The sequence below is a fragment of the Streptomyces aurantiacus JA 4570 genome (genome assembly GCF_000414115.1).
GTDB lineage: Bacteria > Actinomycetota > Actinomycetes > Streptomycetales > Streptomycetaceae > Streptomyces > Streptomyces aurantiacus_A.
In genome coordinates this window covers 1-23,084 of the sequence record NZ_AOPZ01000068.1, presented here as the reverse complement: position 1 = coordinate 23,084, position 23,084 = coordinate 1, and the positions used below count along the sequence as shown (strand labels likewise).

Here is a 23,084-nt window from a genome sequence, read left to right as displayed (position 1 = left end):
AGGAGCCCGCGATGAGCGAGAACAACGCCATGATCACCGCGGACCTGGTCGACCTCGAACTCGACCGGTCCGCCGACACCAAGGAAGCGGCGGCCCGCGCGCTCGCCACCCGCATGGTGACCCTCGGCCGCGTGACCGACCTCGACGGCTTCCTCGCCGACGTGGCCGCCCGCGAGGCCCAGATGCCGACGGGCCTCGACGGCGGCATCGGCATCCCGCACTGCCGCAGCGCACACGTCACGGAGCCGACCCTGGCCTTCGGCCGCTCGGCCACCGGCATCGACTTCGGCGCCCCCGACGGCCCGGCCGACCTCATCTTCCTCATCGCCGCCCCCACAGGCGCGGACGACGCCCACCTCACCATCCTGTCGTCCCTGGCCCGCCAGTTGATGAACGAGGAGTTCACAACGGCCCTGCGCGAGGCTCCCGACGCGGAGTCAGCGGCGACGTTGATCAGCGGAGAGGAAACCGCTGCCGTTAGTGCTGTGGGCACAGCCCCCGGTTCCGGCCCACCGGAGTCCGACGCAGAGAAGTCGACCCCGGCCCCAGCCCCGCCCTTCCGAATAGTCGCCGTCACCTCCTGCCCCACGGGCATAGCCCACACGTACATGGCAGCAGAGGCATTGGAGAACGCGGCCCGCGAGGCAGGCGTAGACCTGACGGTGGAAACCCAGGGCTCCGCAGGCTTCACCCGCCTCACCGAAGAGACCGTCCAAGCCGCGGACGCGGTGATCTTCGCCCACGACGTCCCCGTAAGGGACAAGCCCCGCTTCGCGGGTAAGCCCACCGTCGACGTAGGCGTAAAAGCAGCCATCAACCGCCCCGCCGAACTCGTCGCGGAGGCAAGGGAGAAGGCGGCCCGAGGCGAAGCGACACCCCCCACGGGCCCGGGCCCGACCCCGGTCGACAGCACAGGGGACAGCGGCGACAGCTACGGCACGAAGCTACGCAAGTGGCTGATGTCGGGCGTGAGTTACATGGTCCCCTTCGTGGCGGCCGGCGGCCTCCTCATAGCCCTCGGCTTCGCCCTGGGCGGCTGGAAGATCGACAAGGCCCCCTCGGTCGCGGACCACTTCATCTGGACCGACCACACCAGCTGGGCGGCCCTCCTCTTCCAGATCGGCGGCCTGGCCTTCGCCTTCCTGGTCCCGGTCCTCGCGGGCTACATCGCGTACGGCATGGCCGACCGCCCCGGCCTCGTCCCCGGGTTCGTCGGCGGCTCGGTCGCCGTCACCATCGACGCGGGCTTCCTCGGCGGCCTCGCGGCCGGTCTGCTCGCGGGCGCGGTGGTGATGGGGATCCAACGGGTCCGCATCCCGGCGGTGCTGCGCGGCATCATGCCGGTGGTGGTGATCCCGCTGATCTCCTCGGCGGTCGTCGGCTTCCTGATGTTCCTCGTCGTCGGCAAGCCCATCGCCTCGCTGCAGAGCGCGCTGACGGACTGGCTGGAGGGCCTGACCGGAACCAACGCGATCATCCTCGGCGTCATCCTCGGCCTGATGATGTGCTTCGACCTCGGCGGCCCGCTCAACAAGGTCGCGTACGCCTTCGCGGTCGGCGGACTCGCCCACCCGACGGACGGCTCGCTGAAGGTCATGGCCGCCGTGATGGCCGCGGGCATGGTCCCGCCGCTGGCCATGGCCCTCGCCACCACCGTACGAGGAAGCCTCTTCACCAGGACCGAGCGCGAGAACGGCAAGGCGGCCTGGTTCCTGGGCGCCTCCTTCATCACGGAGGGCGCCATTCCGTTCGCCGCCGCCGACCCGCTGCGCGTCATCCCCGCCTCGATGGCGGGCGGAGCGGTCACCGGCGCCCTGTCGATGGCGTTCGGCTGCACCCTGCGCGCCCCGCACGGCGGCGCCTTCGTGGTGCCGCTGATCGGGCAGCCGCTGCTGTACCTGGTCGCGATCGCCGCCGGTGTCGCCGTGTCCACGGCCGTGGTCGTCCTGCTCAAGGGCGCGCGGAAAACGGCCGGTCCGGCCGGGGAGGGCGACGCGGCGGCCACGGTGGCCGACGACGCGCGGGTGTCGGTGGCCGCCTGACGTAGGCATACTGCTGGTACTGCGGTCCGAACCCGGGCACGGGCATCCCGCGGGGGCCATCGTGAGCGACCTTCAGCAGAGTCACCTCAGCAGCCTGCTCGACCTGGTCGGCCAGCTCACCGACCAGGCACGGGCGGGTCTGGAGCAGGACACCGAGACGACGGGCGTCTTCCTCGCGGTCTACGCCGGCTTCCTCATCGAGACCGGCACGGGCATCCGCTGGATCCTCGAACCGGAACTGATCGAGGACGCCACCGACGTCGTCCGCGGCCACGCCCCCGGCGCCGGTGCCGCGCGCACCGACCTCGCCGCGCGGCTGCTCGCCACCCTGTGGGCCAGTTGTGTGCTCGCGGGCGTCGACACGGAGGACTGGGCGCGCGAGGCGCCCGAACTGCCCGCGATCTGCGTCCGGATGGCGGGGTTCCTCACCGGCGAACGCGACGGCGCCGGGGGCGGCCCCGACCGTGCGGCGACGATGTGGCAGGAACGCCACGACGCCGCCCGCGAGTCCCGGGACGAGGACGTACGCGGTGACTGACAAATGCGAGATGCGTCACTTCAGGACCAAAGGTCCATTAACGCCTCTGTTGTAGACCTCGCGGCTGTTGTCTACTGAGCCGCATGTTCCAGGGTGCTTCGATCGTTCAGCAGACAGGCGTGGCCCTGCTCGCCGGGGTGACCGTCGTCTGGGCCGTCACGTTCCTGCATGTGCAGCGCCGCCGCGCGGCCGAACTCGCCGCGCCGGGCGGCCCGTTGCTGCGCTCGCTGCCGGTCCAGTCCGGGCCGCCGGGCGCGGAGTCCGTCGAGCTGACGCCGGACGAACGCGCCGCGTTCGCCGGTCTGGTACGGCAATTCGGTCGGGGCCGGCCGCGGTAGGCGCGCTCAGCGGGCCCTGGTCGCCGGGTAGGTCCGCGCCCGCCGCGCCATCGCCGCTCGCGCCGCGTGCTCGCTCGTATACACCTCGCACATGTGCCGGCCGTCGGCCGTCGCCGTGTGCTCGACCTCCCAGAGGCTGACCTCGGAGCCGTCGAAGAGCAGGAACGCGTGCTCGTACAGCGAGAAGCCGAGCCGGGCCTCGCCGCTGAGGCCGCTGCGGCCGAACGCCTGCGTGATCTGGTGGGCGAACGCCGAACGCAGCAGGCGGGCCATCTCGTCGCCGGGATGGTCGGCGCCGAGCGGGTTCTCCGCGCGGCGCAGCAGACGGCGGGCGTGGTCGGCGGAGTCGTCCGGCACGTACGTGTGCCGGGGTTCGTCGGCCGGGAGCGGGTGCAGGACGACGGACGGCTCGCAGGCGGGTGTGTCCGGCGGCAGCGGCAGCCGGGCGGTGGCCACGCCTGCCTCCTCCTCGTCGAGATAGAGCTCGTACTGCACGGCGCTGCCGGGGCCGGTGTTGTGCGCGAGCTCCCAGAGGGTGAGCACCTGGCCGTCGGCGAGCAGCCAGGTGTGGCGGTAGGTCTCGCGGTGCAGGCCCGCGCTGTGGTGCGCGGAGTGCAGCGCGCTGTCGTACGCGAGGGCGCGCTCCAGGCTCCGGATCGCCTCGTCGGGGAGGTCGAAGGAGTTCAGGGCGCGGCTGAGCAGTCGCTCGAGGTGCTCCTCGGGGGAGGCGGGCTCGGGCGACTCGGGTGGTTCGTACGCTGTTTGGTACGGAACGCTCACGGATACTCCCGGATGCTTCCGGCGTTGCTGCATGTCACCTTGTGCGTGCATACCGTAGCCCCTGGGTCGGACATCATGTCCGGGAACGGGAAAACGATCGGGCCGCACGGCAAGTTCCCGTGCGGCCCGCCCCGTTGGTGCCCCTGCGGTGCTCCTGATGAGCCTTGCGCGGCGCCGAACGCGCCCCGCGAGGTGCCCGTCGGTCAGACGGCGCTGCCCGCCGTCCACTGGCTCCAGGACATGTTCCAGCCGTTCAGGCCGTTGTCCGGGGAGATGGTCTTGTCCGGGGAGCCCTTGACCGTCACGACGTCCCCGATGAGGGAGTTGTCGTAGAACCACTTGCCCTGGGTGGCACCCTGCGCGCCCTGGACGTCCTGCAGTCCTACGCATCCGTGGCTGGTGTTGGCGCTGCCGAAGATGGAGGGGGAGCTCCAGTAGTTGCCGTGGATGAAGGTGCCGGACGTCGAGAGACGCATGGCGTGCGGTACGTCCTTGATGTCGTACTCACCGCCGAAGCCGACCGTCGAGCCGTTCATCCGCGTCTGCGTGAACTTCTCCGAGATCACCATCTGCCCGTTGTACGTGGGGTTCTCGGCGCTGCCTGCGGAGATCGGCACGGACTTGATGACCTTGCCGTCCCGCTCGACCGTCATCTTCTTGGCCTTCACGTCGACGGTGGAGACCTGCGCGCGGCCGACGGTGAACGTGACCGTCTTGTCCTGCACGCCGGTCGCGTTCGCCGCGCCCTTCACGCCGTCAAGATCGATCTTCATGGTGACCTTGGAGCCGGCCTTCCAGTACTCCTGCGGCCTGAAGTCCAGGCGCTGGTTGCCGAACCAGTGGCCGACGACCTTCTGGCCGCTGCTGGAGCTGACCGTGATGCCCGACTGCACGGCCTTCTTGTCGGTGATCGGCTTGTCGAAGTTGAACGACACCGGCATGCCGACGCCCACCGTCGTGCCGCCGTCGGGCGTGTACGAACCGATGAAACTGTTGGCGTTCGACACCGTCGTGAACGTCGCGTTCTCCGTGGCCGGGCGGCCCTCGGAGTCCTTGGCGTTCGCGGTGACCTTGTACTTGGTGCCGCGCTCCAGCTGCGCCTTGGGCTTCCAGGTGCCGCCGTCGCCGGATATCGACCCCTCGACCGCGGAGCCGGACGCCACGTCCGTCATCTTCACGCTGGTGAGCTTGCCGCCCTTGACCTTCACGCCGGTGGTGTTGATCGAGGCGTCGGTCGCGCCGTCCTTGGAGGAGATGGCGATCCGCGCGCCGGACGCGTCCTTGGAGGTGCCGGACTTCTTGTCGTCCTTGGCGTCGGCGTCACCGCCGCAGGCCGTCAGGGTCAGCGCGCCGACGGCCGCGAGCGCGGCTGTCGCCAGCAGGGCCCGCCGACGGCGACGAGGCTGAGGCTGCGCTGCTATGTCCGGCGTTGTCACGAGCTGCTCCAAGTACGTCGTCTGGTCCAGTACGGGTAAAGAGCGGCCCGGCACCGGAATGGTTCCGCCACGCAGGTGTGAAGACCGGCACACGGGGCCGCCCCGAGCGACGGTAACAACCGTGGATTAAAAGGCACTTAATGCCCCCGTGGGCGCTCAGTACCCGGTCGGCCCTATTGCGGGTAAAGATTCCGGTATGCGTGAAATGTTCCTCCCGTCGTCTCCACCGACTCCGCCGCGAGCAGCGCCCTGACGATCGCCCGCGTCACCATGTCCGCGCCCGCCGCGAGCACCTCGTTCAGCGCCAGCGGATCCGCCGCGTCCAGCGGCCGTGCCCCGGTGGACAGCGCGAACACCGTGTCGCCGTCGTTCAGCAGGTGCACCGGGCGCACGGCGCGCGCCATGCCGTCGTGCGAGGTGCCGGCGAGCTTCTGCGCCTGCGCCTTGGTCAGCTCGACGTCGGTGGCGACGACCGCCAGCGTCGTGTTCAGCGGCGGCCGCACGTTCCGCGCCGCCGCCTCGGCCAGCCGCCGCTGCGCCGCCGCGTGCACCTCGGCCGACGGCGGCTCCACACCGCCGCCCCCGCTCCCGCCCTCGCCGTCCCCGCCGCCCTCGGCGTCCTCGAAGAACCGCCCGTACAGCACCCCCGTCCGTGGATCCACCCCCGACCCCGCCGCGTTCGCCACCACGAGCGCCGCGACCGTGATCCCCGAGCCGAGCACCGTGCTCGCCGTGCCGATCCCGCCCTTGACCTGCCCGACCACCGCCCCCGTGCCCGCGCCGACCCCGCCCTCGGCCACCGCGTGCCCGCTCTCCCGGGCCGCCGCGTCGGCCACCGCCGCCCGCCCCATCTCCGCCCCGGGCCGCGCCCCGAACGCACCCCCGCGCCCCAGGTCGAACACACAGGCCGCGGGCACCACCGGCACCACATGCGCCGGGTCGGGGCCGACCCGCACCCCGCGGCCCCGCTCCTCCAGCCACGCCATCACCCCGCCCGCCGCGTCCAGCCCCGCCCGCCGCGTCCAGGCCGTACGCGCTGCCGCCCGTCAGGACGACCGCCTCCACCCGCTGCACCACGTTGCGCGGGTCCAGCGCGTCCGTCTCCCGCGTGCCGGGGCCGCCGCCGCGCACGTCCACCGCCGCGACCGCCCCGCCCTCGGGCGCCAGCACGACCGTCGTGCCGGTGAGCCAGCCGTCCCCGGCCCGCCCCGCGTGCCCGACCCGCAGCCCGGCCACATCGGTCAGCGCCCCGGCCCGCCCGGATTCCCTCGGTACGTCACGTGTCGTCATGCGGCATGCGTATCACGCGAGTTGCCCGCCCGAGGCAACGACAGTTGCCCGCCCGGGACGCGCAGGCCGCCGTGCGGCGGACCTCACTCCGGCTCGGCCCCCGCCCCCCGGCGGTGTCCGCCTCACGCCGACTCGGCCCGGACCATCCGCGAGGTCAGCGTCACCCCGGTCGCGACCGCGAGCGCCGCGACGATTCCCGCCGCGAGCACCGCCCAGCGTCCCGCGAACGTGCACGCCAGGACCGCCAACGCCGTCACTGGAAGCACCAGTTGCTGTGCGAGCCCGACCTTGAAGAACCGCGAGTGCAGCGCCCACACCGTGAACAGATACACCGCCCCCGGGATCGTCACCGCCGCCGACGCCGCCGTCTCCGAGATGTGCGCCTTGCCCACGGCCTGCTCCACCGCGACCTCGATCCCCGCCCCGATCGCCGCCGCCGACGCGAAGATCAAATAGTGGCCGTAACCCCACAGGAACGCCTGCCTGTTGGAGGCCAGATGGCCGTGGATCGGCACCACGAAGTAGATCCACCAGGCGGCGAAGACGAGGAGGAGCCCGCCCGTGGCGATCGGAAGGAGCTCGCCGAGCGCGTCGTTCTCGTCGATGCCCGACTTCACCGCGACCGTCGCCGCGGCGATCGTCTCGCCGAGCACGATGATCGTGAACAGGCCGTACCGCTCGGAGATGTGGTGCGGATGCCAGGGCGTCGTCCTGGCCCGCTCCGCCCACGTCGGCACCGCCATCTCGGCGATCGCCATCACCAGGAACGTCCACGCCCGCGCCCCCTCCGGCAGGACGAGCAGCCCCAGCCAGCCCACCTGGCACAGCGCGACCCCGCCCGCGTACCGCAACGCCGTGCGCCGCTCCGCCCCCGTCGTCGAGGCCGCCGCCCGCAGCCACTGCGTGATCAGCGCCACACGCATGATCAGGTAGCCGAGCCAGACGACCAGGAACTGGTGGTCCTGGAACGCCTTCGAGACCCCCGCCGCCAGCACCAGGACGCCGGCGATCTGGACGAGCGTCACCACGCGGTAGAGCGTGTCGTCGTTGTCGTACGCCGACGCGAACCAGGTGAAGTTCATCCACGCCCACCACATCGCGAAGAACACCATCGCGTAGTTGAGGACGCCCTCGCCCGGATGCCCCTCCGCGACCGCGTGCACCAGCTCCACGCCGGCCTGCGCCACCGCCACCACGAAACACAGGTCGAAGAAGAGCTCCAGCGGCGTCGCGGCGCGGTGCTCCTCCTCCCGGCCGCGGGCGACCATCGGCCGCAGTGGGGGAGGCGGGGCGGGCGGGGTGGAAGCGCCGGAAGGGGGAGTTGTCGACGTCATGGGGCAAGGACAGCAGAGCCCGGCGGCCCATCGGCCCTGGTCGGGCCGTGTCGGGACGGGAGCACCCGGGTGGGCGGTGGTGGCACGCCGCAGGGTGCGGCACGATCGACGCCGCGGCCAGCTCCCGCCGCGCGCGGCGGACGTACCCTGGAAGCATGAGCACCGCCCCCGCCCCCGAACCGCGCGATCCCAAGGACGCGAAGCCCCGGCAGGCCGCCAAGAAGCCGGCGAGCGCCCTGGTCTTCGACGATCCGCTGTCGCAGCAGTCTTCGGACGATACGGACCGTGGGTGGGGTGAGCGGCCGACGACGGCCGGTGACAGCGCCGCCGACCTCGCCCGCTTCCTGGACGAGAAGCCGCCCCACCACATCTGAGCCCACCGGAGCGGCAGCGCCCCGGCCTGCTCCCGGGCTACCGCGTCGAGCCGCCGGGCCCGGTCGCGCCACCGGGCCCGGAACCTCCGCCGGGCCCAGCCTCGCCACCGGCCCCGGAACCTCCGTCGCCCGGCCGGTCCCGGTCCCGGTCGCCGTCCCCGTCCCCGGAGCCGCGCTGGGCGACCAGCGCGTCGCGGATCTCCTTGAGCACCTCCAGCTCGGAGACCTCGATGAGCTCCTGCGTGCCCTCCTTCGCCGCCCGTCGCGCGGCCTGCTTGGCCAAGTACTTCGCCATCGGCATGACCATCAGGAAGTAGACGACCGCCGCGGTGATCACGAAGCTGAGGGTGGCGCTGAGCACCGAGCCCCACAGGATCGGGATGCCGCTGACGGCCTCGCCGTTCTTCACCACACACGGCGATTTCAGGCACGAGCTGTAGTGGTCGAGATCCTTGGTGCCCATGGCGCCGACCAGCGGGTTGATGACGCCCTTCACCACCGCGTTCACGATGTTCGTGAACGCGGCGCCGATGACCACCGCGACCGCCAGATCGACGACATTGCCGCGCATCAGGAAGGTCTTGAAGCCCTGCCAGATACCCGGATCCTTCTTCTCGCTCACCACTGAGCCTTTCGTTGCATGTGCGGATTGTGCGGCAAACCGCCTTGCAACCTACGGCAGCGCGTGGCAGCCCTGTCCAATTCGATAACGCGAATGAGCGACTTGACAGCCGATCAGCTGTTCCGTAAATGCCCTGGCCCGGTGGGCGGGTCCGGGTCGTCCCCCTCATCGCAGCGTCACCGCCAGGCGTGCGGTCGCGCTCGCCCCGGCCAGTCGGGCCGCCGTCGCCCGCGGCACCGAGAGGACCACCAGAGCCCCGCCCTCCACCACGCTGTCGGGGGACTCCGGCACCTCGGACACCCGGGCCCCGGCCGCGACCACCCGCGTCGCCGTCGCAGCCCCGCCCGCCGCCGCCCCGCCCACCGGGGCGCCGTCCGCCGCCACGACGTCCACCCGGTCACCCGGCCGCAACAGCCGCACCGTCGCCGCGTCCGCGATACGCACCGGTGCCGTCACCAACCGACCGGCCCGCCGCGGACGTTGACGTACTCCGTCCCCGCCCTCGCCGCCCCGCTCCTCCGCCGCCACGGCCCCCGCCGAGTCCCGCTGCCGTGGCTGCCCGGGCTCGGGCGGGCCCGCGGCCGCGAGCGCGGCGGCGGTCATCGCGAGGCCCGCGGCCATCGCCCGCCTGCGGTGCCGCATCAGCCGCCGCAGGCGCCGGCGTCCGCCGCGCACATGCAACGGGGAGAAGTGCGGCACCTGGCAGGGCGGCGGCGCGCCACTGCCTCCGCTGCCCGAGGTGTGACCTCCGCCGCCGGTGATGCCGCCACCCGCGCCGCCGGGCACCGGCAAATCGCCCCCGCCGGGCACCGGCACATACCGCTCCCCGGTGTCTCCTTGAGGACCCGGACGAGCTGGAGAAGCCGCGCGAGAAGGTACGCGAGCCATGACGACCACCGCCTGCCGTGAGAAGTGAGAAGTGAGAAGTGAGACGTGAGAAGTGCGAAGTTCGGATCCAGGTCCGGACTCCGTTTCCGTTCTCACGATGCAGGCCCACGCCCAGCCCCGCTGAGCCCCGTGCACTACTCGCCGGTTGTGGACAACTCCCTCACCCGAAGGGGAGGTTCCGGACCAGGCCGCAGATCACGAGCCCCTACGGCAACCGGATCCCCGTCTCCATCCCGCCCAGCGCCCCCACGCACAGGCAGTCCCGTTCCTCGTTCGCCGGCAGCCCCGCCACCGCGTCGAACAGGACCGTCCGCAGCCGGTCCACGTTCGCGGAGAAGACCCGGAACACCTCGTCGTGGGACACCCCCTCGCCGGCATCGGCGCCCGCGTCCAGGTCCGTGACCAGGGCCAACGACGCGTAGCAGAGTTCGAGTTCGCGGGCGAGGACCGCTTCGGGGTGGCCGGTCATGCCGACCACGGACCAGCCCTGCGCCGCGTACCAGCGCGACTCGGCGCGGGTCGAGAAGCGCGGCCCCTCGATCACCACGAGCGTGCCGCCGTCCACCGGGTCCCAGTCCCGGCCGCGGGCGGCCTTGAGTCCGGCGGCGCGGCCCGCCGGGCAGTAGGGGTCGGCCAGCGACACGTGCACGACGTTCGGCGTGCTGCCGTCGGCCAGGGGCAGCCCGTCGAAGTAGGTCTGCGGGCGTCCCGTCGTGCGGTCCACGAGCTGGTCGGGCACCAGCAGCGTGCCGGGCCCGTACTCGGGCCGCAGCCCGCCCACGGCGCACGGGGCGAGCACCTGGCGGGCGCCGACGGAGCGCAGCGCCCACAGGTTGGCGCGGTAGTTGATGCGGTGCGGCGGCAGATGGTGGCCGCGGCCGTGCCGGGGCAGGAACGCGACCCGCCGGCCCGCGATCTCGCCGAGGAACAGGGAGTCGCTGGGGGAGCCGTACGGGGTGTCGACGTGCACTTCGGTGACGTCGTCGAGGAAGGAGTAGAAGCCGGAGCCGCCGATGACGCCGATCTCGGCCTGCGTCGCGTTCGCCGTGTTCGCCATGGTCGGCACAGTAGTGGCGCCGGAAAACAGGAGGGAGGCCCTCGCGCGCGGCCCCGGAAACGCCGAGGACCCCGCCGTCGTACGACAGCGGGGTCCTGGAGAGAAGTGGAATCCCGGAAACGGCCGGAGCCGCGTGCGGCGGAAGCGGCCGGAGACCCGTGAGGCAGGACCAGCCGGAGCCACCTGCGGCGCCCGGTCGGGCCACCTGCGGGGTGACGGTCACGCCACTGCGGGGCCCTGGTCAGGCCACCCGTGGGGCCTTGGTCAGGCCGCCGAGGAGCTGGTCGACGAACCGGCCGACGAGGAGGAAGAGCTCGACGACGAAGCCGACGACGAGGAGGACGACGAAGACGAGGCCGACGAAGAACCGGACGACGACTTGGCGTCCGCCGACTTCGACGCGGAGGCCGGCGCCGGCGAGCTGCTCGACGACGAGCCGCGGCTGTCGTTGCGGTAGAAGCCGGAGCCCTTGAAGACGATGCCGACCGCCGAGAACACCTTCTTGAGGCGTCCGTCGCAGCTCGGGCACACGGTCAGGGCGTCGTCGGTGAACTTCTGCACCGCCTCGAGGCCCTCGCCGCACTCGGTGCACTGGTACTGGTACGTCGGCACTTGCTTCCTCCTGGCACTCTCACTCGATGAGTGCTAACGACGCTCCATAGTGACGTATTCCGCGGGATCAGTCCACCGTGACCGGTGCGCGGTGACCGACGCCACGTGCGACGGTCCGCCCCGAGGACTTCGGGGTGAGCCGTGACCGCAGGGTCAGCAGCACGGTCAGCGCGAGCGCGGTGCCGCCGAGCGGCACCAGGAATCCGGCGCCGTCCCAGAAGCGGTCCTCGAGTTGTCCGGCGACCGTGACGGCCGCCGCCTGCCCGAGCGCGACCGCGCCGGTGAGCCAGGTGAACGCCTCCGTGCGCGCGGTCGGCGAGACGAGGCTGTCGACCAGCGTGTAGCCGGTGATCAGGGCGGGCGCGATGCAGACGCCGACGAGCAGGCCGAGCCCGGCGAGCAGCGGCACGGAGTGCGCGGCCCACAGGCCGGAGGCCATCAGCGTCAGGGCGGCGTACCCGAGGACGAGCCGCCGCTGCGGGGCGATCTTCCAGGCGATGGCGCCGCAGGCGACTCCGGAGAGCATGTTTCCGGCGGCGAACGTGCCGTACAGGACACCGTTGAGGCCGGGCTGTCCGATGGACTCCGTGAAGGCGGCGAGCGAGACCTGCATGCCGCCGAAGACGGTGCCGATGCCGAGGAACGTCACGATCAGGACGCGCACACCGGGCACCCGGAGGGCCGAAACGTGCTCCACGCGCGCGTGGGCGTCGTCGCCCGCGGCGGAGGGCTGCGGCTGGGTGCTCTTCTGGGCCGCGAACAGCAGACCGCCGACGAGCGTCAGACCGGCCTCCGCGAGGAGTCCGGCCGCCGGGTCGACGCCGGTGCACAGCGCGGTGGCGACCAGCGGGCCGAGGACGAAGGTCAGCTCGTCGGTGACGGATTCGAAGGCCGCCGCGGTCTGCGCGAGCGGGCTGCCCTGGAGCTTGACGCCCCAGCGGGCCCGCACCATGGGCCCGATCTGCGGTGTCGAGGCCCCCGCGGGCACGGCGGCCGCGAACAGGGCCCACAGGGGCGCGTCGGACAGCGCGAGGACGGTGAGCGTGACGACGGACGCCGTGTGCACGAGAACGCCGGGGAGCAGCACGGCGCGCTGCCCGAACCGGTCGGCGAGCTTGCCCCCGAAGGGCGCGAAAACGGCCATGGAGACGCCGGTGACCGCCGAGACGGCACCGGCGACCCCGTACGAGCCGGTGGTGTGCTGCACGAGCAGCACGATGGAGATGGTCAGCATCGCGAACGGCTGTCGCGCGGCGAATCCTGGGAGCAGGAAGGTCCAGGCGCGAGGGGTGCGCAGCAGCTGTCCGTAGCCCGGGCGGGGCTCGGTGACCGTGGATGCCACGGCCCTTGCCTTTCTGCTGCCTGGTAGCGCGGCCCCTTTTTGAGGGCGACGGCGCCGAGAGCTGTCCTCTTGCGCAGAACTGCGGTAGATACCGGGCCGCCCACTGCGAGGGCGCCGCGGCCGCCATACGGTCGCGCCAGCTCTGCTTCAGACAGAGTTGGTTCGATCAAGTCGGTACGTCACGTCCGTACATCGCTGACGTCGCTACGTACGTACGGAGTGTGCCTTCATCGTACAGGTGCTCCGCAAGCGGCACCTGTGATTACGAGAAGTGAGACCCCCGCCACCTGCGATTGCCCCCGAAGCCCCCGCATCCCCCGAACGTCATGCCGCCTCCGAACGTCAGGCCGCCCCCGGCCTCACCGGTGCCGGCCCCCGGGCAGCCCCAGCCAGCCCACCAGCTTGCCGCCCTGGGCGACCGCCCGCAGGCGCTGCTCGGCCGCGTCGCGCACCGGGTCCGTGGCCACCACCAGGAGCTCGTCGTCGTGCCGGAGCACGGTCGTCGGTCCGGGCACGAAGGAGGTGCCGTCGCGCACGATGAGGGTGACCGCCGACCCCTTGGGCAGTCGCAGCTCGCCGATCTCGACGCCGTGCAGGCGTGAGCCCTCCGGGACGGGCACCGAGAGCAGATGGCCGCGCAGGCGCTCCAGGGGCGCCGATTCGATGCCCAGGTCGGACGCCTCCGTGCCCTTGCCGAGGCCGAGGATCCTGGCGAGCCCCGGCAGCGTAGGACCTTGCACCAGCGTGTACACGCAGACCAGGACGAAGACGATGTTGAAGATCTCTTCGCTGTTGTCGACGCCGTTCACCATCGGGATGGTGGCGAGGATGATGGGCACGGCGCCGCGCAGCCCGGCCCAGGACATCAGGGCCTTCTCCTGCCAGGGCATCCGGAACGGCAGCAGGCTCACCACGACGGACAGCGGCCGGGCGAGCGCGGTCAGGATGAGCCCGATGATCACCGCGGGCCAGATGTCGTCGAGCAGGCGGTGCGGCGTCACCAGCAGGCCGAGCAGCACGAACATGCCGATCTGGGCGATCCACCCGACGCCTTCGGCGAATCCGCGGGTGGCCGCCCAGTGCGGCAGCTTGGCGTTGCCGAGCACCATGGCGGCCAGGTACACGGCGAGGAATCCGCTGCCGTGGGCGAGGGCCCCGGCGGCGTACGCGGCCACGGCGATGGCCATCACCGCGATCGGATAGAGACCGGACGCGGGCAGCGCCACGTGCCGCAGCCCGAACGCGCCGAGCCAGCCCACCGCGAGCCCGATGGCCGCTCCGATGGCCAGTTCGAGGGCTATCTCGCCCACCAGCGCGTACCAGTGGTGGACCGGTCCGGCGGTGGAGAAGGCGACGACCAGGATGACCACGGGGGCGTCGTTGAACCCGGATTCCGCCTCCAGGACGCCCGTCACCCGGGACGGGAGCGGCACCCTGCGCAGCACGGAGAAGACGGCCGCCGCGTCCGTCGAGGACACCACCGCGCCGATGATGAGCGCCTGGCGCCACTCGAGCCCGACGAGGTAGTGCGCGCCGGCGGCCGTCACGCCGACGCTGACGGCGACGCCGACGATCGCCAGGGAGGCGGCGGAGGGCAGGGCCGGCTTGATCTCCGTCCACTTCGTGCCGAGGCCGCCCTCGGCCAGGATCACGACGAGCGCCGCATAGCCGATGACCTGGGTGAGCTGGGCGTTGTTGAAGGTGACGTTGCCGATGCCGTCCTGGCCTATGGCGACGCCGATACCGAGGTAGAGCAGCAGGCTGGGCAGTCCGCTGCGGGAGGAGAGGCGCACCGCGACGACCGCGACGAGCAGGACGAGCGAACTGATGAGCAGAAGCTGGTTGAGGTCGTGGACAGACAGGGGCCGTTCCTTCCGTCGTGCGAGCCGTGATGCTTCGTTACGTTACCTAAGCTTTAACGCGCTCTTGACGCGCGCCCCCGCGCCCCGACTAACATGTCCGAACCTTCGTTCGATGCCGCTTCTGTGCGGCGCACTGGGATTCTCCTGTGCGGTGCGCGGGGATTCCGACTCCGCGTCCGGGGCCGTATCGCCCTGCGCCTATGGTTGCTCCAGCACTCCAGGACCCGCACAAGCCCCGCCCTGCCGCTCGCGAAGGACAGCAAGGACAGCGATGCCCTCCAACACCAACGCCTCTTCCGGTCGCAAGTCCGGTAGGAAGAAGGGGCGCCGAGCCCGACTGATCGTGATCGTGCTGGTCCTGGCCGTCGTAGGAGGCATCGGCTTCGGCGCGTACTGGAGCGTCAGCACCGTTCGCGCCTCCTTCCCGCAGACCACCGGATCCCTCGAGTTGCAGGGCCTGTCGGGCCCGGTCGAGGTGAAGCGCGACGGCAACGGCATTCCGCAGATCTACGCCGAGTCCGACGACGACCTGTTCATGGCGCAGGGCTTCGTGCAGGCGCAGGACCGCTTCTGGGAGATGGACGTACGCCGCCATATGACCTCCGGTCGGCTCTCCGAGATGTTCGGCAAGAGCCAGGTCAAGACCGATGAGTTCCTGCGCACCCTCGGCTGGCACCGCATCGCCGAGAAGGAGTACGACTCCAAGCTCTCGCCGCGGACGAAGAAGTACCTCCAGGCATACGCCAAGGGGGTCAACGCCTATCTCGACGGCAAGGACGGCAAGGAGATCTCCGTCGAGTACGCGGCGCTGTCCTTCGAGAACGACTACAAGCCGCAGAAGTGGACGCCCGTCGACTCGGTCGCCTGGCTCAAGGCCATGGCCTGGGACCTGCGCGGCAACATGCAGGACGAGATCGACCGCTCCTTGATGACGAGCCGCCTCGGCCCGTCGCAGATCAAGGACCTCTACCCCGAGTACCCGTACGACCTGCACAAGCCCATCGTCCAGGAAGGCCGCTACAACGGGGTCACCGAGAAGTTCGACGGTGACGACTCGGCGGGCGGCCAGACGCAGTCCGGCACGGCCGGTGCGGGTACCGGCACGGGCGGCACCGGTACGGGCACCGGTACGGGCACCGGTACGGGTACTGGTACCAGCGGCACGGGTACGGGTACGGGCACCGGCGGCACCGCAGGCACGGGCACCGGCACCGGCAGCACCGCCGGCACCGGCATCCAGTCCCAGCTCTCCGGCCTCTCCGACGTCCTCGACAAGGTCCCGGACGCGGGCCTCGGCTCGAACGGCAACGGCATCGGATCCAACTCGTGGGTGGTCTCCGGAGACCACACCATCACCGGCAAGCCCCTCCTTGCCAACGATCCGCACCTCGCGCCGCAGCTTCCGTCCGTCTGGTACCAGATGGGCCTGCACTGCAAGTCCGTGTCGTCCAAGTGCCAGTACGACGTCAGCGGCTACACCTTCTCCGGCATGCCCGGCGTGGTCATCGGCCACAACCAGGACATCGCCTGGGGCATGACGAACCTCGGTGCCGACGTCACCGACCTCTACCTGGAGAAGTTCACCGCCGACGGCTACCAGTACGACGGCAAGGTCGTGCCCTTCGAGTCCCGCGAGGAGAAGATCAAGGTCGCGGGCGGCAAGACCAAGACCATCACGGTCCGCGAGACGAACAACGGCCCGCTGATCTCCGACCGCGACGACGAACTGGTCAAGGTCGGCAAGAAGGCCCAGGTCGACGCGTCCGCCCCGGACCGCGGCGACGGCTACGGCATCGCACTGCGCTGGACCGCCCTCGACCCCGGCAAGTCCATGGACGCCGTCTTCGCGCTCAACAAGGCCAAGAACTTCAAGGACTTCCGCAAGGCCGCCGCCTCCTTCGAGGTGCCCTCGCAGAACCTGATCTACGCCGACACCAAGGGCAACATCGGCTACCAGGCGCCCGGCAGGATCCCCACCCGCGGCAAGGGCGACGGCTCGCTGCCCTCGCCCGGCTGGGACCCCGCCTACCGCTGGGGCAAGCCCATCCCGCAGGACGCCCTGCCGTACGAGTACAACCCCAAGCGCGGCTACATCGTCACCGCCAACCAGGCCGTGATCGACGACAGCGACGCCGAGAAGTACCCGTACAAGCTCACCTCGGACTGGGGCTACGGCGCGCGCAGCCAGCGCATCGAGGACCTCATCAAGTCCAAGACGAAGAACGGCGGCAAGATCTCCACGGAGGACATGCGGCTGATGCAGTCGGACAACAGCAGCGAGATCGCCCGGCTGCTCGTGCCCAAGCTGCTGAAGATCGACATCAACGACAAGCACGTCCGCGAGGCGCAGAAGCTCCTGGAGGGCTGGGACTACACCCAGGACGCCGACTCGGCGGCGGCCGCGTACTTCAACGCCGTCTGGCGCAGCATCCTGCAGCTGTCCATCGGCAACAAGCTCCCCAAGGAGCTGCGGGTCAAGGGCCAGTGCCTGTCGGTGGAGCCCGCGGGCAACACCCGCCCCGCCGACGAGGAGAACCGGGTGCGCGAGTGCGGCGAGCGCGACGCGGACTCCGCGCAGCCCGACGGCGGCGACCGCTACTTCGAGGTCATCCGCAAGATCCTCGACGACCAGGACAACGACTGGTGGAAGACGCCGGGCACGCGCACGGACGCGGAGACCAAGAACCGCGACCAGCTGTTCGCGCGCGCCATGGAGGACGCCCGCTGGGACCTGACGGCGAAGCTCGGCAAGGACATCGACACCTGGAGCTGGGGGCGCCTGCACACCCTCACGCTGAAGAACCAGACGCTCGGCACCGACGGTCCCGGCTGGCTCCAGTGGGTGCTCAACCGCGGCCCCTGGAAGCTGGGCGGCGGCGAGGCCACGGTCAACGCCACCGGCTGGAACGCGGCGGGCGGCTACGGGGTGATCTGGGTGCCGTCGATGCGGATGGTCGTGAACCTGAAGGACCTCGACAAGTCCCGGTGGATCAACCTCACCGGCGCGTCCGGGCACGCCTACAGCGACCACTACACCGACCAGACCAGCAAGTGGATCAAGGGCGAACTGCTGCCGTGGGCCTACTCCGAGAAGGCCGTCGACGACAGCACGGACGACACCCTGGTGCTCAAGCCCTGACGGGCCGGTGACATACGAAGGGGCCCTCCACGCGCGCGTGGAGGGCCCCTTCGCCGTTGTGGAGCGCGCGCCGGTCACGCGAAGCGGCGCACCGCCGAAGGCGTCACCACCGCGTGCACCGGAAGGTCGTGCGCCTCCCCGGGGACGTACGCGACGACTTCGGAGTCGTACAGAAGCACCACGAGCGCGGGTGAGAGGGCCGCGCGCGCCAGGCGGGCGAGCACCCGGTCGTACGAGCCGCCGCCCCGCCCGAGCCGCGTCCCGCGCGCGTCCACCGCGAGCCCCGGGAGCAGCACGGCGTCCGCCTCCAGGACGGCGCCGGGCCCGAGCCGCGGCCCGGCGGGCTCCAACAGCGTCATCTTTCCCGCGTGTTGCACGGGGACGAGGGAGTCGGGCCCGTCGTACGCGGCCCAGTCCAGGTCGTTGTCGGGGAGCAGGACGGGCAGCAGGACGCGGGTCCCGCGCGCGTGGAGGGTGTCCAGGAGGGCGCGGGTGCCGGGTTCGGTGCCTACGGAGACGTACGCCGCGACCGTGCGCGCGCGGGAGAGTTCGGGAAGCTCCAGGGAACGCTCCGCCAGAGCGGTGGCCGCCTTCTGCGTGTCACCGGGCGTCAACCCGCTTCTTACCGCGAGGATCTCTCCCCGCAACGTGCGCTTGTTTCCCTTGCCCGGGCCGGGTTGATCCATGGTGAACTCACAAATCCTTCCTATTGTGCTCACATATGGGCCAATATTCCGGAGCCCCAGATTCCTCACATAGGCACCGGTTAAGGTAACGCTCATGACTGAGTCTCCCCCCAAGATCACCAAGGCTGTCATCCCAGCAGCGGGTCTTGGCACGCGCTTCTTGCCCGCCACGAAGGCCACGCCGAAGGAGATGCTGCCGGTCGTCGACAAGCCGGCGATCCAGTACGTGGTCGAGGAGGCCGTCTCCGCGGGCCTGGACGACGTCCTCATGATCACGGGCCGCAACAAGCGCCCCCTGGAGGACCACTTCGACCGCAACTACGAGCTGGAATCGGCTCTGCTGAAGAAGGGCGACGAGTCCCGGCTCGCCAAGGTCCAGGAGTCCAGCGACCTGGCGACCATGCACTACGTCCGCCAGGGCGATCCCAGAGGTCTCGGTCACGCCGTCCTGTGCGCCGCTCCGCACGTCGGCCGCGAGCCGTTCGCCGTGCTCCTCGGCGACGACCTGATCGACCCCCGCGACCCGCTGCTCGCGCGCATGGTCGAGGTCCAGGAACGGCACGGCGGCAGTGTCGTCGCGCTCATGGAGGTCGCGCCCGAGCAGATCCACCTCTACGGCTGCGCGGCGGTCAAGCCCACCGATGACGCTGACGTCGTCGAAGTCACCGGGCTGGTGGAGAAGCCGGAACCCGCCGAGGCGCCCAGCAACTACGCGATCATCGGACGCTACGTCCTCGACCCCCACGTCTTCGACATACTGCGCAAGACCGAGCCGGGCCGCGGCGGCGAGATCCAGCTCACCGACGCGCTCCAGCAGCTCGCGGCCACGCATCACTCAGCGGCTGACGCCGCGGGGAAGGTCGGCGGCCCGGTGCACGGCGTGGTCTTCAAGGGCCGCCGCTATGACACCGGCGACCGCGGCGACTATCTGCGTGCCATTGTCAGACTCGCGTGCGAACGTGAAGACCTGGGCCCCGACTTCAAGGCCTGGCTTCGCAGTTACGTCACCGAGGAGATGTAGCACTTGAGCAGCAGCGGCACGACGACGCACCACGGCACCGGCTCCGACCAGCTCTGGTCGGTGGACGAGCATCTGGACGACATCCTCGCGACCGTCAGGCCGCTGGAGCCCATCGAGCTCCAGCTCCTCGACGCGCAGGGCTGCGTCCTCGTGGAGGACGTCACGGTGCCCGTCTCGCTGCCGCCCTTCGACAACAGCTCCATGGACGGGTACGCGGTGCGGGTCGCCGATGTCGCGGGCGCCGGCGAGGAGTTCCCCGCCGTCCTGACCGTCATCGGCGACGTCGCCGCGGGCCAGGGCGAGCAGCCCACCGTCGGCGCGGGCCAGGCCGCCCGCATCATGACCGGCGCCCCGCTGCCGCCCGGCGCCGAGACCGTGGTGCCCGTGGAGTGGACCGACGGCGGGCTCGGCGAGGGCCCCGCCACCGGCATGCGCGCCCACAGCGCCGCCCCCGAGGGCGCCTCCGGGGAAGTCCGCGTGTATCGCCCCGCCGAGGCACGCGCGCACGTGCGCGCACAGGGCAGCGACGTCCGCGCGGGCGACCGCGCCCTGACCGCGGGCACGGTCCTCGGCGCCCCGCAGATCGCCCTGCTCGCCGCGATCGGCCGGGGCACGGTCAAGGTGCGCCCGCGCCCGCGCGTGGTCGTCCTGTCCACCGGCAGCGAACTGGTCCAGCCCGGCGAGCAGTTGGGCGAGGGTCAGATCTTCGACTCCAACAGCTTCGCCCTCACCGCCGCCGCCCGCGAAGCCGGAGCGATCGCCTACCGCGTCGGCGCGGTCACCGACGACGCCGAGATCCTCCGCTCCACCATCGAGGACCAGCTCATCCGCGCCGACCTGGTCGTCACCACGGGCGGCGTCAGCGTGGGGGCGTACGACGTCGTCAAGGAGGCCCTGGACTCCATCGGAGACCCGGACGACGAGGAGGGCCTCGGAGCGGGCGGCGGCGTCGAGTTCCGCAAGCTCGCCATGCAGCCCGGCAAGCCGCAGGGCTTCGGCGCCATCGGCCCGGACCACACCCCGCTGCTCGCCCTGCCGGGCAACCCCGTGTCCTCGTACGTCTCCTTCGAGATCTTCGTACGTCCCGCCGTGCGCACCCTGATGGGCCTGCCCGACGTGCACCGGCCGAAGGTCCGCGCGCGGCTCACCGCCGACAAGGCGCTGACCTCACCGGCCGGGCGGCGCCAGTTCCTGCGCGGGCGGTACGACGCCGACGCGGGCACGGTGACGCCGGTCGGCGGCGCGGGCTCGCACCTCGTCGCCGCCCTCGCGCAGGCCGACGCGCTGATCGTCGTCCCCGAGGACACGACGGCCGCCGAGCCCGGCACGGAGGTCGACGTGGTGCTGCTCGGCTGACGCGGTGGTGCCGCCCGGCCGGACAGCCGGGCAGGCCGGGCGGGGCGCGAGGGGCTCCGGCGGGGCGGCGGCGGGGCGGTACTGTGTCGCGCACAGCAGGCCCGCGCACCGCACCGCGCGGAGCCCGGACCGGGAGCGCCACAGCACATGAGCACGCAGCAGCGACTGACGCACATCGACGAGGCGGGCGCGGCCCGCATGGTCGACGTATCCGAGAAGGACGTGACCGCCCGCACCGCGCGCGCCACCGGCCGGGTCCTCGTCTCGCCCCGCGTGATCGAGCTCCTGCGCGGTGAGGGAGTGCCCAAGGGCGACGCCCTGGCGACCGCCCGCATCGCGGGCATCATGGGCGCCAAGCGCACCCCCGACCTGATCCCCCTCTGCCACCCGCTGGCCGTCTCCGGGGTCAAGGTCGACCTGACGGTCGCCGACGACGCCGTGGAGATCCTGGCCACCGTGAAGACGACCGACCGCACCGGCGTCGAGATGGAGGCCCTCACGGCGGTGAGCGTCGCCGCCCTCACCGTCGTCGACATGATCAAGGCCGTCGACAAGGGCGCCGTGATCACCGACGTGCGGGTCGAGGAGAAGACGGGCGGCAAGTCGGGCGACTGGCACCGCGAGGGAGCCGGAGCATGACGTACCGCGCGCTCGTCGTCACCGCCTCCAACCGCGCCGCCGCCGGCGTCTACGCCGACAAGGGCGGCCCGATCCTCGCCGAAGGACTCACCGCCCTCGGCTTCGCCGTGGACGGCCCCCGGGTGGTCCCCGACGGCGACCCCGTCGAGCAGGCCCTGCGCGAGGGCGTCGCGGCCGGTTACGACGTCATCCTCACCACCGGCGGCACCGGCATCTCGCCCACCGACGCCACCCCCGAAGCCACCCGCCGCGTCATCGACCACGAAGTGCCGGGCATCCCGGAGGCGATCCGCGCGTACGGCCGCGAGAAGGTGCCCACGGCCGTGCTCTCCCGGGGGCTCGCGGGCGTCGCCGGGCGCACGCTCATCGTGAACCTGCCGGGCTCCAGCGGCGGCGTACGCGACGGACTCGCCGTCCTCACACCACTGTTGTCGCACGCCGTCGACCAGCTGCGCGGCGGCGACCATCCGAGAACCGACGGGGGTGCGAGCTGAACAGCCCGAGCTGGCCCGTCGAGCTGACGGACGGCGACGTCGTCCTCAGGCCGATAAAACTGCGCGACCAGCGGGCCTGGCGGGAGGTCAACCGGCGCAACCGCGACTGGCTGCGCCCCTGGGAGGCCACGATCCCGCCGCCCACCCCCAGCGGCCCGGTCACCCATCGCCCCACCTACCGGCAGATGGTCCGGCACCTGCGCGCCGAGGCGGCCGCGGGCCGCATGCTGCCGTTCGTCATCGAGTACCAGGGCCGTCTCGTCGGGCAGTTGACGGTCGCGGGGATCACCTGGGGGTCGATGTGCTCGGCCCATGTGGGCTACTGGGTCGACGAGTCGGTGGCCGGGCGCGGGGTGATGCCGACCGCCGTGGCGCTCGCCGTCGACCACTGCTTCCGGACGGTCGGGCTGCACCGCGTCGAGGTCTGTATTCGGCCCGAGAACGCGCCCAGCCGCCGGGTGGTGGAGAAACTCGGATTCCGTGAGGAGGGGCTGCGGCCCCGCTATCTTCACATCGACGGAGACTGGCGCGACCACCTCGTGTTCGCGCTCACCGTGGAAGAGGTGCCGGAGGGCCTGCTGCACCGCTGGCGGCAGGCGCGGCCACGGAAGACCGCCTGACGGCGGCGGATCGTGCCTGGCGGCGGCCGATGGCGCCCCTCGGCCTCGTCGGCGGCCCGACCCGGCAGAATGCTGCCTCTCTCATAAATGAAATACCTGTTCGAAATTGGTCGGTGAGGGACCGTTAAATTCGGGGCGCCGTCGGCCTGTTGATCGCATCAGTCACAAAAAAAGTTCGAGATATCAGCCAGATCGTGCGACACACCGGCCCAATTGGCGGATGGCCTCGACAAAACCCCTCTACCGTGTGAGGCGTGAGCAGCAGCGGCCTCATCTACGCAGTCATCGTCGGGGCCTGGGCCGCCTACTTGGTGCCGATGTGGCTCCGTAGGCAGGACGAGCTCAACGAAGCTCGTCCGACGGAACGCTTCAGCACCGCCATCCGGCTGCTGTCCGGACGGGCGGGAATGGAGCGCCGGTACGCCAAGGACCTGCAAGCGCGCTCGCCCGAGGAAGGGGAGACGCGCGGTGACCCGGACGCGGTGACCGACTCGGTCGACGTCCGGGCCTTCGCCGTGCCTCCGGAGGAGGAACACGACGCACCCGCGGAGCGCGGCGCGGAGCCGCAGGGCCGCCCGGCCGCCGCCCGGCCCCAGGCCCGGCCCGCCGCCGAG

At 71.3% G+C, this 23,084-nt stretch carries 20 protein-coding genes and 2 pseudogenes; 11 read left to right on the top strand and 11 right to left on the bottom strand.

The features are described 5' to 3' along the window. Positions 1 to 11: 11 nt before the first annotated feature. The 3 genes from STRAU_RS09175 (at position 12) to STRAU_RS09165 (ending at position 2,918) form a co-directional block, all read left to right on the top strand. The gene (locus STRAU_RS09175; RefSeq protein WP_016639993.1) at positions 12 to 2,042 is read left to right on the top strand and encodes a PTS fructose transporter subunit IIABC; all 2,031 of its coding nucleotides are present in this window, start codon (positions 12 to 14) and stop codon (positions 2,040 to 2,042) included. Between the two features lie 61 nt (positions 2,043 to 2,103). Next, positions 2,104 to 2,580: a hypothetical protein gene (locus STRAU_RS09170; RefSeq protein WP_016639992.1), complete on the top strand. Its 477-nt coding sequence runs from the start codon at positions 2,104 to 2,106 to the stop codon at positions 2,578 to 2,580. 83 nt (positions 2,581 to 2,663) lie between these two features. Next, a complete protein-coding gene (locus STRAU_RS09165) occupies positions 2,664 to 2,918 on the top strand; it encodes a hypothetical protein (protein WP_016639991.1) in 255 nt (84 codons plus the stop codon). A gap of 6 nt (positions 2,919 to 2,924) precedes the next feature. Here the strand turns inward: STRAU_RS09165 and STRAU_RS09160 are convergent, their stop codons facing one another. The 4 genes and pseudogenes from STRAU_RS09160 to STRAU_RS09145 all read right to left on the bottom strand — a co-directional run bounded on the left by STRAU_RS09160 (position 2,925) and on the right by STRAU_RS09145 (position 7,758). Beyond that, a complete protein-coding gene (locus STRAU_RS09160) occupies positions 2,925 to 3,698 on the bottom strand; it encodes a DUF6227 family protein (RefSeq protein ID WP_016639990.1) in 774 nt (257 codons plus the stop codon). Between the two features lie 203 nt (positions 3,699 to 3,901). Beyond that, positions 3,902 to 5,134, bottom strand: a complete 1,233-nt coding sequence (locus STRAU_RS09155) for a L,D-transpeptidase (protein WP_037658367.1) — start codon at positions 5,132 to 5,134, stop codon at positions 3,902 to 3,904. Positions 5,135 to 5,307: 173 nt separating this feature from the next. Continuing rightward, positions 5,308 to 6,424: pseudogene (locus tag STRAU_RS09150) on the bottom strand (P1 family peptidase). Between the two features lie 122 nt (positions 6,425 to 6,546). Next, the gene (locus STRAU_RS09145) at positions 6,547 to 7,758 is read right to left on the bottom strand and encodes a low temperature requirement protein A (protein ID WP_016639986.1); all 1,212 of its coding nucleotides are present in this window, start codon (positions 7,756 to 7,758) and stop codon (positions 6,547 to 6,549) included. Positions 7,759 to 7,913: 155 nt separating this feature from the next. On the opposite strand from STRAU_RS09145, the gene STRAU_RS09140 reads away from it, so the two are divergent. Beyond that, positions 7,914 to 8,132, top strand: a complete 219-nt coding sequence (locus STRAU_RS09140) for a hypothetical protein (protein WP_016639985.1) — start codon at positions 7,914 to 7,916, stop codon at positions 8,130 to 8,132. A gap of 37 nt (positions 8,133 to 8,169) precedes the next feature. Here the strand turns inward: STRAU_RS09140 and mscL are convergent, their stop codons facing one another. The 6 genes from mscL to STRAU_RS09110 all read right to left on the bottom strand — a co-directional run bounded on the left by mscL (position 8,170) and on the right by STRAU_RS09110 (position 14,515). After that, on the bottom strand, positions 8,170 to 8,754 hold the full coding sequence (mscL, locus tag STRAU_RS09135) for a large conductance mechanosensitive channel protein MscL (RefSeq protein ID WP_078621090.1): 585 nt from the start codon (positions 8,752 to 8,754) through the stop codon (positions 8,170 to 8,172). 165 nt (positions 8,755 to 8,919) lie between these two features. Beyond that, positions 8,920 to 9,570, bottom strand: coding sequence for an RcpC/CpaB family pilus assembly protein (locus STRAU_RS09130; protein ID WP_016639983.1), 651 nt, complete (start codon positions 9,568 to 9,570; stop codon positions 8,920 to 8,922). Between the two features lie 277 nt (positions 9,571 to 9,847). Further along, positions 9,848 to 10,699 carry an S-methyl-5'-thioadenosine phosphorylase gene (locus STRAU_RS09125; RefSeq protein WP_037658357.1) on the bottom strand — a complete coding sequence of 284 codons (852 nt, stop codon included), beginning with the start codon at positions 10,697 to 10,699 and terminating at the stop codon, positions 9,848 to 9,850. A 264-nt stretch (positions 10,700 to 10,963) separates the two neighbouring features. Beyond that, positions 10,964 to 11,311 carry an FmdB family zinc ribbon protein gene (locus tag STRAU_RS40065; RefSeq protein WP_016639981.1) on the bottom strand — a complete coding sequence of 116 codons (348 nt, stop codon included), beginning with the start codon at positions 11,309 to 11,311 and terminating at the stop codon, positions 10,964 to 10,966. Positions 11,312 to 11,378: 67 nt separating this feature from the next. Next, on the bottom strand, positions 11,379 to 12,653 hold the full coding sequence (locus STRAU_RS09115; RefSeq protein WP_016639980.1) for an MFS transporter: 1,275 nt from the start codon (positions 12,651 to 12,653) through the stop codon (positions 11,379 to 11,381). A 359-nt stretch (positions 12,654 to 13,012) separates the two neighbouring features. Then, entirely contained in the window at positions 13,013 to 14,515 is a 1,503-nt protein-coding gene (locus tag STRAU_RS09110; protein ID WP_052029018.1) for a potassium/proton antiporter, read from the bottom strand. Positions 14,516 to 14,786: 271 nt separating this feature from the next. On the opposite strand from STRAU_RS09110, the gene STRAU_RS09105 reads away from it, so the two are divergent. Further along, a complete protein-coding gene (locus STRAU_RS09105) occupies positions 14,787 to 17,654 on the top strand; it encodes a penicillin acylase family protein (protein WP_016639978.1) in 2,868 nt (955 codons plus the stop codon). Positions 17,655 to 17,728: 74 nt separating this feature from the next. Here the strand turns inward: STRAU_RS09105 and STRAU_RS09100 are convergent, their stop codons facing one another. After that, positions 17,729 to 18,340, bottom strand: coding sequence for a 5-formyltetrahydrofolate cyclo-ligase (locus STRAU_RS09100; RefSeq protein ID WP_078621089.1), 612 nt, complete (start codon positions 18,338 to 18,340; stop codon positions 17,729 to 17,731). Between the two features lie 94 nt (positions 18,341 to 18,434). Here STRAU_RS09100 and galU point away from each other — a divergent pair, with 94 nt between their 5' ends. The 6 genes and pseudogenes from galU to STRAU_RS09070 all read left to right on the top strand — a co-directional run. Next, positions 18,435 to 19,361: a UTP--glucose-1-phosphate uridylyltransferase GalU gene (gene galU, locus STRAU_RS09095; protein ID WP_037658352.1), complete on the top strand. Its 927-nt coding sequence runs from the start codon at positions 18,435 to 18,437 to the stop codon at positions 19,359 to 19,361. A gap of 3 nt (positions 19,362 to 19,364) precedes the next feature. Further along, positions 19,365 to 20,717, top strand: a complete 1,353-nt coding sequence (glp, locus tag STRAU_RS09090; RefSeq protein ID WP_016639974.1) for a molybdotransferase-like divisome protein Glp — start codon at positions 19,365 to 19,367, stop codon at positions 20,715 to 20,717. Between the two features lie 147 nt (positions 20,718 to 20,864). Beyond that, a complete protein-coding gene (gene moaC / locus STRAU_RS09085; protein ID WP_016639973.1) occupies positions 20,865 to 21,356 on the top strand; it encodes a cyclic pyranopterin monophosphate synthase MoaC in 492 nt (163 codons plus the stop codon). Next, entirely contained in the window at positions 21,353 to 21,850 is a 498-nt protein-coding gene (locus STRAU_RS09080) for a MogA/MoaB family molybdenum cofactor biosynthesis protein (RefSeq protein WP_016639972.1), read from the top strand. Before moaC ends, STRAU_RS09080 begins: the two co-directional genes overlap by 4 nt. Continuing rightward, positions 21,847 to 22,470, top strand: a complete 624-nt coding sequence (locus tag STRAU_RS09075) for a GNAT family N-acetyltransferase (RefSeq protein ID WP_037658351.1) — start codon at positions 21,847 to 21,849, stop codon at positions 22,468 to 22,470. Before STRAU_RS09080 ends, STRAU_RS09075 begins: the two co-directional genes overlap by 4 nt. Positions 22,471 to 22,724: 254 nt before the next feature. After that, positions 22,725 to 23,084 (top strand): annotated as a pseudogene (locus STRAU_RS09070) (hypothetical protein); the annotation flags it as partial.